The 15,451-nt window shown below is 49.8% G+C and carries 13 protein-coding genes; 11 read left to right on the forward strand and 2 right to left on the reverse strand.

Features of this window, described 5'->3' with window-relative positions; all coding sequences use genetic code 11:
• Positions 1 to 12 precede the first annotated feature (12 nt).
• The 9 genes from Q9L42_RS06990 to Q9L42_RS07030 all read left to right on the forward strand — a co-directional run bounded on the left by Q9L42_RS06990 (position 13) and on the right by Q9L42_RS07030 (position 10,238).
• Positions 13 to 1,383: a M16 family metallopeptidase gene (locus Q9L42_RS06990; RefSeq protein WP_305909153.1), complete on the forward strand. Its 1,371-nt coding sequence runs from the start codon at positions 13 to 15 to the stop codon at positions 1,381 to 1,383.
• Positions 1,373 to 2,668 (forward strand): M16 family metallopeptidase, encoded by a 1,296-nt coding sequence (locus Q9L42_RS06995; RefSeq protein WP_305909152.1) that lies wholly within the window; start codon positions 1,373 to 1,375, stop codon positions 2,666 to 2,668. Before Q9L42_RS06990 ends, Q9L42_RS06995 begins: the two co-directional genes overlap by 11 nt.
• 3 nt (positions 2,669 to 2,671) lie before the next feature.
• Positions 2,672 to 3,232: a 16S rRNA (guanine(966)-N(2))-methyltransferase RsmD gene (rsmD, locus tag Q9L42_RS07000; RefSeq protein WP_305909151.1), complete on the forward strand. Its 561-nt coding sequence runs from the start codon at positions 2,672 to 2,674 to the stop codon at positions 3,230 to 3,232.
• 429 nt (positions 3,233 to 3,661) lie between these two features.
• Positions 3,662 to 4,147, forward strand: a complete 486-nt coding sequence (coaD, locus tag Q9L42_RS07005; RefSeq protein ID WP_305909150.1) for a pantetheine-phosphate adenylyltransferase — start codon at positions 3,662 to 3,664, stop codon at positions 4,145 to 4,147.
• Between the two features lie 2 nt (positions 4,148 to 4,149).
• Positions 4,150 to 4,395, forward strand: a complete 246-nt coding sequence (locus Q9L42_RS07010) for a YfhL family 4Fe-4S dicluster ferredoxin (RefSeq protein WP_305909149.1) — start codon at positions 4,150 to 4,152, stop codon at positions 4,393 to 4,395.
• A gap of 513 nt (positions 4,396 to 4,908) precedes the next feature.
• On the forward strand, positions 4,909 to 5,778 hold the full coding sequence (locus Q9L42_RS07015) for an HDOD domain-containing protein (RefSeq protein ID WP_349432429.1): 870 nt from the start codon (positions 4,909 to 4,911) through the stop codon (positions 5,776 to 5,778).
• Between the two features lie 48 nt (positions 5,779 to 5,826).
• Positions 5,827 to 6,441: a hypothetical protein gene (locus Q9L42_RS07020; RefSeq protein ID WP_305909146.1), complete on the forward strand. Its 615-nt coding sequence runs from the start codon at positions 5,827 to 5,829 to the stop codon at positions 6,439 to 6,441.
• Between the two features lie 320 nt (positions 6,442 to 6,761).
• The gene (locus Q9L42_RS07025; RefSeq protein WP_305909145.1) at positions 6,762 to 8,441 is read left to right on the forward strand and encodes a hypothetical protein; all 1,680 of its coding nucleotides are present in this window, start codon (positions 6,762 to 6,764) and stop codon (positions 8,439 to 8,441) included.
• 450 nt (positions 8,442 to 8,891) lie between these two features.
• Positions 8,892 to 10,238, forward strand: a complete 1,347-nt coding sequence (locus tag Q9L42_RS07030) for an SLC13 family permease (protein WP_349432432.1) — start codon at positions 8,892 to 8,894, stop codon at positions 10,236 to 10,238.
• A gap of 972 nt (positions 10,239 to 11,210) precedes the next feature.
• On the opposite strand, the gene Q9L42_RS07035 is transcribed toward Q9L42_RS07030, so the two are convergent.
• Positions 11,211 to 11,807, reverse strand: coding sequence for a chorismate--pyruvate lyase family protein (locus Q9L42_RS07035; RefSeq protein WP_305909142.1), 597 nt, complete (start codon positions 11,805 to 11,807; stop codon positions 11,211 to 11,213).
• 349 nt (positions 11,808 to 12,156) lie between these two features.
• Entirely contained in the window at positions 12,157 to 12,696 is a 540-nt protein-coding gene (locus Q9L42_RS07040) for a MarR family winged helix-turn-helix transcriptional regulator (RefSeq protein ID WP_349432434.1), read from the reverse strand.
• Between the two features lie 617 nt (positions 12,697 to 13,313).
• On the opposite strand from Q9L42_RS07040, the gene ectA reads away from it, so the two are divergent.
• Both ectA and ectB read left to right on the forward strand, forming a co-directional pair.
• Positions 13,314 to 13,820, forward strand: a complete 507-nt coding sequence (ectA, locus tag Q9L42_RS07045; protein WP_305909140.1) for a diaminobutyrate acetyltransferase — start codon at positions 13,314 to 13,316, stop codon at positions 13,818 to 13,820.
• 174 nt (positions 13,821 to 13,994) lie between these two features.
• A complete protein-coding gene (ectB, locus tag Q9L42_RS07050; protein ID WP_305909139.1) occupies positions 13,995 to 15,302 on the forward strand; it encodes a diaminobutyrate--2-oxoglutarate transaminase in 1,308 nt (435 codons plus the stop codon).
• Positions 15,303 to 15,451 lie beyond the last annotated feature (149 nt).

Raw genomic sequence — 15,451 nt, forward strand, 5'->3', positions numbered from 1 at the left:
AATGAGGGAGATATGAGGTTTAGGTCCATAGTTATTACGTTGTTGTGCCTGCCGTTGCTGGCGCAGGCTGGCGATCCGAAGGTGCAGGAAAAAGTGCTGACGAACGGTTTGAAAGTCCTGGTTAAGGAAGATCATCGTTCGCCGGTCGTAGTTTCCCAGGTCTGGTACAAGGTCGGTTCCAGTTATGAACCGGGCGGCATCACCGGCATTTCCCATATGCTGGAGCACATGATGTTTAAAGGTACCGATCGCCACCCGGCCGGCGAATTTTCCCGTATCATCGCTGCAAATGGCGGTAATGAAAACGCCTTCACCGGGCGAGATTATACCGCCTATTTTCAGACCTTGGAAAAATCGCGTCTGGAAGTCAGTTTTGAGTTAGAGGCCGACCGTATGCGCAATCTGAATTTGCTGGCCGACGAGCTGAAAAAGGAATTGCAGGTGGTCACCGAAGAACGTCGCATGCGTGTCGATGACAAGCCGCGGGCCAAGACCCAGGAGCATTTCATGGCGATGGCGTTCTCCAACAGCCCATATAAGAATCCGATTATCGGTTGGCCCGCCGATATCGCCCATTACCGGATCGAGGATTTACAGGCTTGGTATCAACGCTGGTATGCGCCCAATAACGCTACGCTGGTGGTCGCCGGCGATGTGCGGCCGGAAGAAGTGTTTAAACTGGCTGAAAAATATTTTGCCGGTTTAAAACCTAGCGACATCGAGCCGCTGAAACCGCAAACAGAAGTCGAGCAACTTGGCGTACGCAAGATGACGATCAAACTGCCGGCCAAGTTGCCTTACTTGGTCATGGGTTACAGGGTGCCTGTTTTGGCCACTGCTCAACCGGAATGGGAGGCTTATGCGTTGGAGGTGTTGGCCGGTATTCTGGATGGTGGCAGTAGCGCCAGGTTGTCGAGCAGATTGGTCAGGGGCAAGCAGATTGCGGTGTCGGCCGGAGCCAGCTATGGCTTGATTTCGCGCTTGCCGGACCTGTTCATGTTGGACGCCACGCCGGCAAAAGGCAAGACCGTTCACGATCTCGAATATGCCTTGAAAGAGGAGATATTCGAGCTGAAAAACGAATTGGTCAGTGACGAGGAGTTGCAGCGTGTCAAGGCGCAGGTGCTGGCCAATGACGTCTATGAACGCGATTCCAACTTTTATCAAGCCATGCAATTGGGCATGTTGGAAACGGTCGGCATAGGCTGGGAGAAAGCGGATGAATATGTGGACAAGGTTAATCAGGTGACGGCCGAGCAGGTGCGTGCCGTGGCGCGTAAATATCTGCTTGAGGATAGGCTAAGCATTGCCTATCTCGACCCGCAACCGATTAAAGAACAAGCGCAATCAGGAAGCAAGACAGGAGGACGTAATGCGGATTAGTTGGCTGACGATAGTGTTAATGATTTTTACGCAGACGGCATGGTCTGCGGCAACGATAGAACATTGGCAATCCCCGCAGGGCAGCCGGGTTTATTATGTGCAAACGGAAGGCTTGCCGATGGTCGACATTCGCGTCACCTTCGATGCCGGCAGCGCCAGGGATGGTTATCAGCATGGGCTGGCGGCGATCACGTCGGCGATGCTCGATGCCGGGGCCGGTGAATGGGATGCCGATCAGATCGCCGAGCGTTTTGAAAGCGTCGGCGCTCAATTCAGCACCGGCGTATCGCGGGATATGGCCTGGCTGTCGTTGCGCACATTAACCGAAAAGCCTTTGTTTGATCAATCCATTGCAACGCTGCGTGCGATACTGGCCGATCCGAACTTCGATGAGGCCGATTTTCAACGTAAAAAAACGAGAACGTTGGCGGCGTTAAAGCATCGTGAGGAGTCGCCAGGCGCGTTAGCCAGCATCGCTTTTTATCAGGCTCTTTATCATGACCATCCCTATGCCCATCCGCGCGCCGGGGTGATTGAAACCGTCGCGGGTTTCGGCGTCGACGATTTGCGCCAGTTTTATCGACGCTATTACGTGGCCGCCAATGCGATGGTCGTGATTGTCGGTGATCTCAGCAAAAAGCAGGCCGAGCAAACCGCCGAATCGCTGTTGGCCGGGCTCGAGGTGGGCGAGCGGCCGCAGCCGATTCCCGAGATAACGATGCCGGACAAAGGCAGCACTAAGCATATCGAGTTTCCGTCGACCCAGACCCATGTGCTGTCCGGCTTGCCGGGCGTCCGTCGCCAGGATGAGGATTATTTTCCTCTCTATGTCGGCAATCACATTCTGGGCGGCAGCGGCCTGGTCTCGAAGTTGTTCGAAGAGGTCAGGGAAAAACGCGGTTTGGCCTATAGCGCATATAGCTATTTTTCGCCGATGTACCGGCGGGGGCCCTTCACGATGGGGTTGCAGACCCGCAACGACCAGACCGGCAAGGCGGTCAGAATCATGAAAAAGACGCTGGCTGATTTTGTCGCCAACGGACCGACCGAGGCTGAATTGGTCGCGGCCAAGAAAAACATCACCGGCGGTTTCGTGCTGCGTTTTGATACCAACCGGGAGCTGGCCGAATATGCCAACATGATCGGTTTTTACCGCTTGCCGTTAAACTATCTGGAAGTTTTTCCTCAGAAAGTAGAGGCGGTCACGGTCGAGCAGATCAAGGACGCTTTGCAAAGGCGAGTTAAGCCGGAACTGTTACAAACAGTGACGGTTGGTGGAAAATAATCGATGTCTAATAAGCTACGCATCATCGGTGGCGAATGGCGCAGCCGCCAGTTGGTATTCGATGATGCTCCTGGGTTGAGGCCGACGCCGGCGCGGGTTCGGGAGACGCTGTTTAATTGGTTACAGCATCAGGTAATAGGCAGCCGCTGTCTGGATCTCTACGCCGGCAGCGGCGCCTTGGGCGTGGAAGCCGCATCCAGAGGGGCGAAGTTCGTGTTGCAGGTGGAGAGCAGTGCTCAGGCCTGTCGTCAACTGAAAGCGAATAGCGTCAAGTTGGGGGCTGAACAGATCAAGATCGTGCAACAGGATGTCTTTCGTTTTCTGGCCGGCGATGTCGAGCCGTTTGATCTCGTCTTCCTAGACCCGCCTTTCGGCAAGCAGTTGGCCTCGCAAACCTGTCATTGGCTCGAGGACAAAGGCTGGTTGGCGCCGCAGGCAACAATCTATGTCGAGGTGGAAAAGGGCTTGCCGTTGAACGATATGCCAGTCAATTGGCGGCAACTGAAAAATAAAAGCGCCGGCGAGGTCGATTATTACTTGTTTGAGCGTAATTATTCAGCGTAGTTTTAAGAGGGAGTAGGTTATTGATTTATCGGGCTGTCTGCAACAGGACGTTGCAGTCAGAGCTTACGCCGCACAAGGAAGTGCAAGTGTAGCGTGAAGCAGGATGCTGTCAGCTGCCAGGGAAGTATTCACCCAGCACCTAAATACCATAGACTATTGGCAATGATTTATAATCGTCGTTTATTTAGATGCTGGGTGAACGCGTCCCGAGAAATCAATGACCTACTGCCTAAAACCTGAAAGATACTGAATAGTTACGTGTAAGCTTGGTTAAAACGGCTATTCCAGCCGCCGACATCCTCGCCAAACACTCCCCAAGCCCTAAATACTGCTAAAACGCTCAAATTGAGAATTGCTGGCAAACCGAGAAATGATGCATTACTGATGCCAAATAGTATAAAATTGCGCGTTTTGTTTTAAACATGTGCCATGAATATCACCGCAATTTATCCCGGAACATTTGATCCGATTACCAATGGCCATCTGGATTTGGTCGCCAGAGCATCGAAGCTTTATGATCGGGTGATTGTCGCCATCGCGGAAAATCGCGGTAAAGAACCGTTGTTTTCGGTGCAGGAAAGAGTGGCCTTGGTGAAGGCCGTCACCGTTGACTATTTTAATGTCGAGGTGATCGGTTTCAACAACCTGCTGGTTGATTGCGCCAGAGAGCGGGGCGCCAACGTGATCCTGCGAGGTTTGCGGGCCGTATCCGATTTCGAATATGAATTTCAGTTGGCCGGCATGAACAGACGGCTGTCACCGCAATTGGAAACCGTATTCTTGACGCCGGCCGAACAATACGAATTTATTTCTTCCAGTATGATCCGGGAGATTGCCAAGCTGCACGGCGATGTTTCCAGCTTTGTTCCCGAGATCGTCGAACAACGATTAACCGAAAAATATGCAGAGGAGTAAAGATGTCTCTTTTAATCGATGATGAGTGCATAAACTGTGATGTTTGTGAGCCCGAGTGTCCGAATGGCGCCATCTCACAAGGGGAGGAGATTTACGTGATCGATCCCAATCTATGTACCGAATGCGTCGGTCACCACGATACACCGCAATGTGTCGAGGTGTGTCCGGTCGATTGTATCGACAAGGATCCCGACGTGGTCGAAGACCATGACAGCTTGTATCAGAAATATTTGAAGCTGACACAATAAGCACTTGCTGAATTCCCTTTCTACAATCAGAGCAGGAGCGTTCTTTTTTGGGCCATTAATCTTATAGCCGCTTGTTTTCTTGTTAGGCCTTCAAGACCCGGTGTACATATTTTCCTGGCCACTGACAGCTTCTGTTTCACGTTGCGTTGACATGTTCATGTGCGGTCGCCGCTACCGACTCCCTGTCTCACGCGGCACTTGCACATCCATGTGCGTCGGCCGCTACCGACTCCCTGTCTCACGCGGCACTTGCACATCCATGTGCGTCGGCCGCTACCGACTCCCTGTCTCACGCGGCACTTGCACATCCATGTGCGTCGGCCGCTACCGACTCCCTGTCTCACGCGGCACTTGCACATCCATGTGCGGCGTAGCGTTTACTCAGCAACTAACCGCCAGGAATGGTGGGAATACCAAATCCAGGTTTCAATGCCAGACTTCCCGGCTTCCATTCCCTTAATGGACTATACATACTAGAATTTAAGCTCTTCAGTTAAATTAAAAGGGTTTACTATGACTTCGAAAATGTTGGCGGAAAAGGTAAACACCTTGTTTTCATTGCCGGATGTGGCTCTTAGAGTTAACGAATTGTTGAATGAAGACACATGCAATAACGCCGATCTTGTCGCCGTGATTCAGCATGATCCGGCCTTAACTGCAAAATTGCTAAAAATAGTCAACAGCGCCTATTTCGGGTTTTCAGGCAAAATAGACACGATTTCAAGAGCGGTCACGATGATAGGTCAGAAGTCGTTGCGTAACTTGGTCGTTGCGACGACCGTCACCGAGAGCTTTAAAGGGATTCCCGAACACTTGGTCGATATGAATACGTTCTGGTATCACAGCGTGACCAGCGGTGTGTTGGCGCGCTTACTGGCAAAGCTATGCCATAGGCAGGATTGCGAGCGTTTTTTTATTGCCGGCTTATTGCATAGTATCGGCAAGCTAGTCTTTTTTAGCGTTTATCCCAAGCAATCGGCGTTGATACTCAGTTTGAAGGATCAAGGAGAAGCGGTGATGACGGCGAAGGAAAAAGAGACCTTCGGTTTTAGTCATGCCGAGCTAGGGACCGAGCTGTTAAAACAATGGAAATTGCCCGCGACGATTTGGGCGATGATCGCTAGTCAGCTCGATCCTTTCAAGTCGACAGAATCGGTTGATGATGCTTGCATCCTTTATATTGCGGCTCACATTGCTGATAAGATAGAGCCCTGCGCCAAACAGGAGATTGATTTCGAAGAGCCTGAGCTTGATTATGACGCGCCGGTTTTTAGACATCTGCAATTAAACGAAGACAACCTGGCGCCGCTAATACAAGAAGCCAGTTTTCAGGCCTTCGATATTCTGAGTTTTATGCGGCCGCAGGCCTCGGTTATTTTTTAATCTTAATGCTTAATAAACATGTCAAAAAGAGCAAGAACGAAGCCACATTTGGCAACTAACTTAGGTGACAGCGAGCAAGTTCCCTATGAAATTACTTACCAGGCGATCGTTGATCCGAAAATACAAAAATTGCCGGAACCGGTGCAAAAAGAGCTTGACGAGCTGCTGGTAAACAATCGCAAAGATGCCGAGAAGGCAATACCCAGATTGCTGGCATTGAAACAACAATATCCGAAAATTCCCTTGATCTATAATTATTTGTCGGTGGCGTACGGCTTTACCGATCTGGCTCGGCAAAAACAGGCTATTCAAGAAAATTATCAACAAAACCCCAATTATCTATTTGCTCGTTGCCATTACGCGCAGCTTTGCTTACGGGAAAAACAGTATGACAAAATACCGGGGATATTCGAGAAAAAATTCGATCTGAAGGCGCTGTATCCCCGCAGAAAGCAGTTTCACGCCAATGAATATGCTGCCTTTGCCGGCGTATTATGCGCTTATTTTAAGGCCATCGGCGAAACGGAGAAGGCGCAATACATCTATGATTGTATGCGCGAACTGGTGCCGAATGCCGCCGAAACCCGGCAGGCCAAGGCATTGATGCAGCCTGGGTTTTTTAGCCGTGTAGGTGCCAAAATGGTAGCGGTATTGAGTAATTAACCTCAGTTTTGGATAAAAGAATCATATATTTCAAAGGGTTAGGGCGCGCCAGGTGGCTCTGGATGCCGCGCTCAAGCCTACATGAACATATTCACCCAGCACCTAAATTCCATAGGTTAATGGCTGCGATAAATCATCTTCGTTTATTTAGGTGCTGGGTTCATGGCGTCTTCTGGAAGAGCTATCCGATACAGGCTGGTTTCTTAACCCGAACTCAGATTAATGGGTAAGGTCTCGATCAGCCTGACGGCCGTGATTAAGTCTGCCGCTTATGGTCGGAAGAAGATGTCAGTTTAACTTTACTATCGCGGAGGTCGATCGTGTTCGGACAGAAAAACGCCCTCGGAAAGGACAAGTTAAGCGCCGCAGGATTAGCGCTGCAATGGCGGTCTTGGCTGGATCGTAATATTTTCGATTTGGGCCGGCAGATGCGTTTGAGTTATTTGCCGCCGTTGATGGTTTATTTGGCCGCCGGCATTTCGGGATTAACCGCTATCGTCGGCACCTTTTTCGTCAAGGAGTATCTGGGGTTGTCGGCCGAATTCCTGGCATCTCTAAGCTTCTGGGCCATGTTGCCTTGGTCATTGAAAATGCCGCTTGGACATTTGGTCGATCTGCTTTGGCAGTACAAGCATAGGCTGATCTATCTGGGCGCGTTGTTGATTGCCGCCAGTTTGCTGATCATGAGCAATCTGCTGTCCGACCCCGGTTATATGGAAGGTATCATGCCGGCGGAAAATTGGTATGTGTTGGCGGCATTGCTGGCGCCGGTCGGCTATGTTATGCAGGATACCGTGGCCGACGCGATGACCGTCGAGGCGGTGCCGCGGTTTGACGAACAAGGCAGACCGATTCCCCAACAGCAGATAATGTTGGCGCATACCACGATGCAGACATTGGGTCGGGTCGCGATCATCGGCGGTTCAATGTTGGTGGCGGCCGTCAATGTTCAGCTCTTCAGCGGTGTGGCGACGATGAATGCCGCGGAGAAGGCGCGGATTTATTTGAGCGTCTACCATTGGGCGCTTTGGATTCCTGTCGTTTCAGTGCTGGGAGTGGCGCTGGCCTCGTATTTGCGTCGCCAGCAGGCCTGTCGTCTGGCGGCTCGTGGTTATGAATTTGAGGATATCGAGGCTATTCTTGGCCGTCCCCAGGAGCAGGAAACGGAAATCAATTGGTGGATCCTCGGCGGCGGGCTGGGCTTTGTCCTGTTTGCCGTCACGATGGGGGTGGTGGATATCGCTCATAATGAAGAAATTGTCTTTGTCGGTTCTCTCGCCATCGTCGTTTTTCTGATTTGGCGCTTGACTCGGGAACTGGGCAGGCGTGCTAGAAACCAGCTCTACGCGACCGCCTTGGTCATCTTTGCGTTTCGCTCCGTGCCGACCACCGGCGCCGGCGAAACCTGGTGGATGATCGATGAGTTGGATTTCGATCAGCAGTTTTTGTCGAAGTTATCCTTGCTGACCAGCAGCCTGACGTTGTTGGGCATGTTTCTGTTTCGCCGTTTTATGGCTGAACGCCCCATCACCTATATCATCGCAGTATTGACGATCGCCTTGAGCCTGCTCTATCTGCCGAATCTGGGGCTATATTACGGTCTCCACGAATGGACGGCGGCGCATACCGGTGGGGTAGTGGATGCCCGCTTTATCGCCTTGTTTGATACAGCGTTGGAATCGCCGTTAGGCCAGATCGCGATGATTCCGATGTTGGCCTGGATTGCCAATTCCGCGCCTGAGCATCTGAAGGCGACCTATTTCGCGGTCATGGCGGCTTTCGTCAATTTGGCCTTGTCGTTATCGCAACTGATTACGAAATTGCTTAATCAGTTGTTCCTAGTGACACGCGAAGTCAGCGATGCTGCGACCGGAGTCGTTACCATTCCGGCTGATTACAGCCAGTTGGGCAGTTTACTGTTTTTCGTGATGTTGATCAGTTTTGCCATGCCGATGCTGGTGATCGTGATTGCCGGACGTGTTTTTTTGACGGAACGCTAGTACTCAGTTACGTTATATATGACGGGTGCTCGGTAGGCGCCAGCCATTCCCCGTTTGAGTATTTTTGCGGTGTTTAGGGCATGGGGAGTGTCTGTCGAGGAGCGCCGTTCACCCAGCACCTAAATTATCCTGGAATGTAAAATATAGTCCAATAGCCATGGAATTTAGGTGCTGGGTGAACGCGTCCCGAGAAATCAATGATCTACTCCCTAAACCCTGAAAGATACTGAATAGTTACCAGAATAGTTACATGATGAGGAAATTATCTGGAGATATGAAATCAAGTCGTTAATGGTGTACAGTATAATATCGATTAAATACTAATATTGTGCCTGGTATTATCGTATGTGGGGCGCCCAATGTTTGACTGGCTGCCGATAAGTCTTGAGCGAAGGGTTGGGTAGCTTAGCGATTAATACCGCCATTCATCAAATGATCAAGGGAGGACGCATGACTGAAACATTAGCTTGGAACACCTCGATGATGGTCTCGGCGATCATTTTAATCGTGACTTTTCTTGGCATCTTTACCGAGGGCGTGCATGGTTTTCATCGGACCAAATTTGCGATGCTCGGCGCCGGCATAATGATATTTGCCGGGCAATGGTTTGGGTTTTATAGTCCGGAGCTCGCCGTGGAAGCGGTCGATTGGAATGTCGTGTTCCTATTGGGTGCAATGATGACCATCGTCAGCATCATGATTCCCACCGGCGGCTTTCAGGCCTTAGCCTATCGGATCGCCGATTTCAGCCGGGGGCGGCTTTTTTTATTGATGGTGTTATTGGGCACGGCTGTGACGGTGATATCGCTGTTGCTGGATAACGTCACCACGGTGGTTATATTCGGGCCGTTGATTGTGTTGATTTGTCAGGCCTTAAAGGTATCGCCGGTTCCCTATTTGTTGGCGGCGGCTCTGCTTTCCGATACCGGAGGTGTCGCAACATTGGTTGGCGACCCGCCTAACTTAATGATCGGGTCGGCGGCGCATATCGATTTTAATGCATTTTTAATGCATATGGGCGGCATCGTCTTTGCGGCTTGGTTGACGGTTCTTTATGCGTTAAAGTTTTTGTTTCGCAAGGAGCTGTCGGTTCTGCCATCGATTTCGGATTTTGCCGACAAGGGTAGGATTAAGGACCCTAAAACCTGGCGAATTTCGTTGATTGTGCTGGCCTTGATGGTGGTCATGTTTATTTTGCATCATGAAATGGGCTGGCGCGCCTGGATGGTGGCGGCGACAGGGCTCACGGTGCTGATTTTCTTTGCCAATGATGTCGATCTCGATGAGTCTTTTGAATCATTGGAAATGACCCTGCTTATTTTCTTCATCTCATTGTTCATTCTAGTCGGGGGCGTCGAGCACAGTCATTTTCTCGAATACCTCGGTTCTTTCATTAAGCCTTTTGTCGAAAAAGACTTGTTGATGGCCAGTATCGTGCTGATGTGGGTTGCCGCCATATTGTCGGCGTTAATCGATAATATTCCGTTTACCGCAGCGATGGTGCCGATTATCCTCAGCATGGAAGCGCAAGGGATTACGGTCGCCCCGCTGTGGTGGAGTTTGGCCATCGGCGTCGGTATGGGAGGTAATGGAACGCATTTGGGGTCTACCGCCAATGTGTTTATTGTGACCTTGTCGGAGCGCCTGGCTAAAGACACCGGTAATCCGGAATTGGCGATTACCCCTGGTCTTTGGATCAAAAAAGGCACCCCGGCGATGATCATGACCCTGTTGATGTCGACGCTGATTTTATGGATGTTTTTTGATTTCTTTGCGGCGCCGATCCATCCTCATTAACCACGCGACAGGGGCCGAAGTAACAGCAATAATTTTCGTAACTATTCAGTATCTTTCGGGTTTTAGGCAGTAGGTCATTGATTTCTCGGGATGCGTGAATACATCCATGTAAGCTCTGACTGCAACGTCCTGTTGCAGACAGCCCGATAAATCAATAACCTACTCCCTTTTAGTAAAACTACGCTGAATAATTACTAATTTTCTAGAATTGTAATTATTCAACGTACTTTTATCAGAGGGCAGGGCTCCCTCATTAAAAAATACCTGAACCAACACATTGGTTAATATCGCGTTATCCCTCTAGGCGGGGCGGGTTATTTAACCCGCCCCAAACGTTTAACTTACTCTAGTCACGGTCGGTTGAATCGTTCAGGACCTCGTTGACCTGCATAGCGACATGCGGCTACTTGCTACTTGCGCCGCGATTCCGCCAAAGTCTGCCCGTAGGAGGCCCGCCCTCGGGCCGAATGGCTCTTTTCGCGCCGAGGGCAGCGCTCCTACGCAAAGCACCGTCTTGCCTTCGGATGTTGAACAGCGTGAAGCGCATCAAAAACCGCCACCGGGGCAAAATTGGCCGTTGTGCGTATCCAGGCGGATTGCCCTGCGGCGAATCCTCTCTACGGTTGCGATGCCAATGTAGCCTTGCCTTCGAAGGATGTGCTGAACAACGTGAAGCGCATCAAAAAGCGAGGCGTTGCGCTTAGCTTGATGCGTATGGCTTACAAACCCCGGCCCGCTCAAGATCCACTACGTTATGATTCGTGTCGGGCCCCTGTTTTATTCCGTTTAAATATGACCGTTGTATACGACACCTTGGAAAGGAGAGGAGTCCATATCTTCATCCTGCCTGGCGTATTTGTTGTTAATTTTCTGCTTTGCCACTCATTCATTTAATGAGGTAGCCCTGTATCAGAGGGGGGAGGATATTTTTCTCATGACCAAGCTGAATAGTTAGTGCGTTATTGAAGTGATTTAGACGACCTCTAGCGCCCCTGGCAGAAAAAATTCGCTGACCAACAAGGGGTGTTTCTGGATGGCGTAAATGGTTCTGCGCCCCCAAACGGTGTGCTTAAGATCGATTTGTTCGCGCAATGGAGGGCGCCAGATAACCGGGGGTACCGCGCTGATATCGAGCTGCAGGCGCTCCAGATCGGGGTATGAAAAAATGACCTCGCCCAGCGGACGGGTGCCTAAATGAGAAAGGTTGCGTTTGGCGATGTTGATGGTTTTTTTCGGTAGAATGGTGCGGGCCAATATCAGCGGCTTGCCGTCCGCATGTAATAACACCTCGCGTATCAGGTTGTATTGTTGGTAGGGTAGGTGTAGTTGTCGGCTTTCGCTTAAAAAAGCCGGCTTCCATTGATGAAATAATATTTTCACGGCAAAGCTGTTGCGATAAAAGCCACGCAGCCGTCGAGTCAATGAGCCGGCTTCATAAACCCACGAGCTCACGTCTTCGGGCAGGCTGTGACGTAGGCCGGGCCGATTAGTTTTCCAATTGGGTTCTTGTTCGAATAAAAAACTGTTAGCGGGCACTTTTGCGTTAAACCTCGGTATGTTGGCTGGCATGACCTAACCAGCGATTGATAATGGGGTTCGGGTGGTGAATGACGGTGATGCTGCGACTAAGAATGGTTGTTAGCTTGATTCCCGTAAATGAACCGTCACTATTCGGCATAATTTTCTAAAAAAGAGTCGTACCTCGTTTTTCATTTATCGGCTTCTGTCGTTGCGCATGCGAATCCTGGTGCAACGGCCGTTTCCGACGTCCTGTTTCGCACGGCATTTGCAGATCCTGAGGCAGCGTGAGTTTAAATTGCAATATTTGGCTGTCAGGGGCGGTGGAAATGCAGGCGGCTTGATCAATCAGCATTCAAATAATTACACCGAAAGAGGTAAGTCATCGATGATAGCGTCACTACAGAGGAGGTTTGGGGAAGGCTTCGTTTTCATCGCTAGATGGGCTTTGTCTATCCAGTTTGCCGACATCCAGTACCGGTGAAGCGTCTATATCTTGAGCATCCATCATCTGGGCAAGCCGTTGCAAGGCCGATATGATCATGCTCTTTTCCCATTCCTGTAGTGTGTCAAACTGACGGGTAAAATGATCTTGCAGTGGAATAGGTGCGTTTTTCAGGGTTTCCATTCCTTGGGCCGTCAAATGGGCGTGGACCTTCCGTTTGTCCTCTTGAGAGCGCTCTCGATAGACTAAGTTGCGCTTCTCCAACCTGTCCAGGATGGTCGTGACGGTCGCTTGGCTGAGGCTGACTTCGTTGGCTAAATCGCCGATAGTCGCTTGGCCTTTCCCGCGTATGGTTTGCAGTAACAAGATTTGCGGTGCAGTCAGGCCTGTGGTCTTTGCAAGATATTTTGAGTGAAGATCGGTTGCTCTTATGACGCGGCGTAATGCAATCAGTACTTCTTCGATACGCTCCAAAAGTATATCCCTTTCTAACATTAGTAACTCTTAATTATAAACCGTGTGGATGACAAGCTAAGAATTTTATTCATATTTCTTCATTGTTTAACGATGAGAGAAGAGGCTGTAAAGCTTGGATAGCTCACTTGCGACCAATTTCTGCTCTGGTTGATAACGTGCTCGGGCCGCTGCTGGGCTCGGCAAAGGTTAGAGGGTCTGCTTGTCGATGCGTCAGTCTCGGTTAATCAGAAACAAGGCCTTTACGCGGTTGAGGGTAAGGGTGTGCTGATTAAATAAGCGCCGTCATAGAGGCGAGCTGCAAGTCATCGGTTTTGTGAACCGGAGGCTCGATGTGTCCTTGATTGCTGCTTCGTTAGAAGACATCGCCAAGTCGATCATTTGGACCGGGTTAGGTTTGTCGGGTTACGGCAAAACGATGATTTTTTTCCGATATTTTTTCTAGGCCCTATTGATATCGGCTAGATTTTGTGATCTGGACAAATAAAATGTTTAGTGTACAATATAATTAATCCGCTAGATAGTCCGCTAGAGAAAAAATATACTGCCAGCAAATACAATGCGTTATTGATTTGATGTTTTCTGTCTTAAGCAATAAATATTTAGTGTCATAAATAATCGTTATTTTATAAACCTATATGAGTGAATCGGAAACCAAACAGTTAACAATAGAATTACGTCCGCCTTTGCCGGAAGATGGCGCATCAGTATTTAAGTTGGTCGAACGGTGCCCGCCATTGGACATCAACTCCATGTATTGTAATTTATTGCAGAGCAGTCATTTCGCCGCGACTTCGGTTGCCGCTTTGCTCGATGGAGAACTGGTGGGGTTTATTTCCGGCTATCTCATTCCCGAGCGCCCTGACACGCTGTTTATCTGGCAGGTGGCTGTCGCAGAACAAGCTCGAGGTCAAGGTTTGGCGTCAAGCATGGCGCAGAATATCCTGGCTAGACCTCAGTGCCGCAATGTCACGCATATTGAAACCACCATTACAGAGGCTAATCAGGCTTCGTGGGCTTTGTTTCAGGGGCTTGCAAACAAGTTGCAAACGGAACTCCAGTCGTCGGTGATGTTTGATCGGGGAAAACATTTTGACCATGCACATGACACGGAAATGTTAGTCAAGCTTGGCCCGTTAAGATGATTGGCCGTTGCTAAAAAACTAATTGACCGCGCCATCGTAGGCGATCAAGTCAAACGCAGACCTTGGTAAGTCGCCAGTTGGATCGGCTGGCTTGCGCCAACCCGACAATTTCTCCTGACGATAACGAACAAATTTCAAAGTTATTTCCGTTTAACAACAAATAGAGTATAGAAAATGAAAATTTTTGAAGAAATAGAATCAGAAGTACAAAGTTACGCGCGTTCATTTCCGCGTGTGTTTAATAAAGCAAAAGGCGTGTTCCTTTATGATGAGGAGGGCAATGAATATCTAGACTTCCTGGCCGGCGCCGGCACCTTGAATTATGGCCACAACAACCCTATTTTCAAGGAAAAACTGCTCGACTATATTCATAATGATGGCATTACTCATGGGCTGGATTTGCATACCAAGGCCAAAGGTGAGTTTCTGGAAACTTTCAACGAAAAAATTCTGAAGCCACGGGAATTGGATTATGTCGTTCAGTTTACCGGGCCGACTGGCACCAATGCCGTTGAAGCGGCCTTGAAATTAGCCAGAAACGTGACGGGGCGCGAGAATATTATTGCTTTTACCAATGGTTTTCATGGCGTCAGTTTGGGTTCATTGGCCGCCACCGGTAATTCCCATCACCGCGGCGCCGCCGGCGTCAGTCTGAGCGGAACCAGCCGTATTCCTTTTGATGGTTATCTGGGTGAAGACATCGATACTACCGCTTATCTGGATAAAGTGCTTTCAGACTCCAGCAGCGGCGTCGATCTGCCGGCAGCGGTGATTGTCGAAACCGTGCAGGGGGAAGGTGGCATCAATGCGGCCAGTTTCGAATGGTTGAAGAATCTGCAGACAGTGTGCAGAAAACATGAGGTGCTGTTGATTGTTGATGACATTCAAGCGGGTTGCGGCCGCACCGGGACTTATTTTAGTTTTGAAGAGGCGGGTATCTATCCGGATATCGTGACGATGTCAAAATCATTAGGCGGTTATGGTTTGCCTTTTGCCGTCGTGCTTTTTCGTCCTGAGCTGGATCTATGGAAGCCGGGTGAGCATAACGGCACGTTCAGGGGGAATAACTTTGCCTTTGTGACTGCCAAGGCCGCTATCGATCATTACTGGTCGGACGATAAGTTGTCAAAAGAGATTAAGCGGAAAGGCGATTATATTTCTAGCCGCCTGGAAGCGATCATCGAAAAGTATGGCGAAGGCAATTTCACCACTCGAGGACGCGGCATGTTCCAGGGCATTAACTGTGTCAATGGCGATCTGGCGGGTAAGATTACTCGCAGGGCCTTTAAACATAATTTGATTATCGAAACCAGCGGGGCTGAGGATCATGTTGTCAAGTTTTTATGTCCTCTGGTTATCGATGATGAAAACCTGAAAAAGGGCATGGATATCGTCGAGCAGGCGATCAAGGAAGTCTGCGGCAAAGAGGATTCCATCCCAGAAGAAAAAGACTATTTTGACAATCAAAAATTGGCCAGTTAAAAGCGGCATATCGGAGGTTAAAGCCGGTCAAAGCTGGCCGGCTGAAACATCTTCTGATCAAAAAAGTCAGTAAAATGTATATGCCGCAGGGGAGCATTAAAATTTTCGCACTGATGGTGTGAACAGCGACTGTAACCTGGGGTGTTAAC

The organism is Methylomarinum sp. Ch1-1, assembly GCF_030717995.2.
In the GTDB taxonomy this organism is placed as follows: Bacteria; Pseudomonadota; Gammaproteobacteria; order Methylococcales; family Methylomonadaceae; genus Methylomarinum; species Methylomarinum roseum.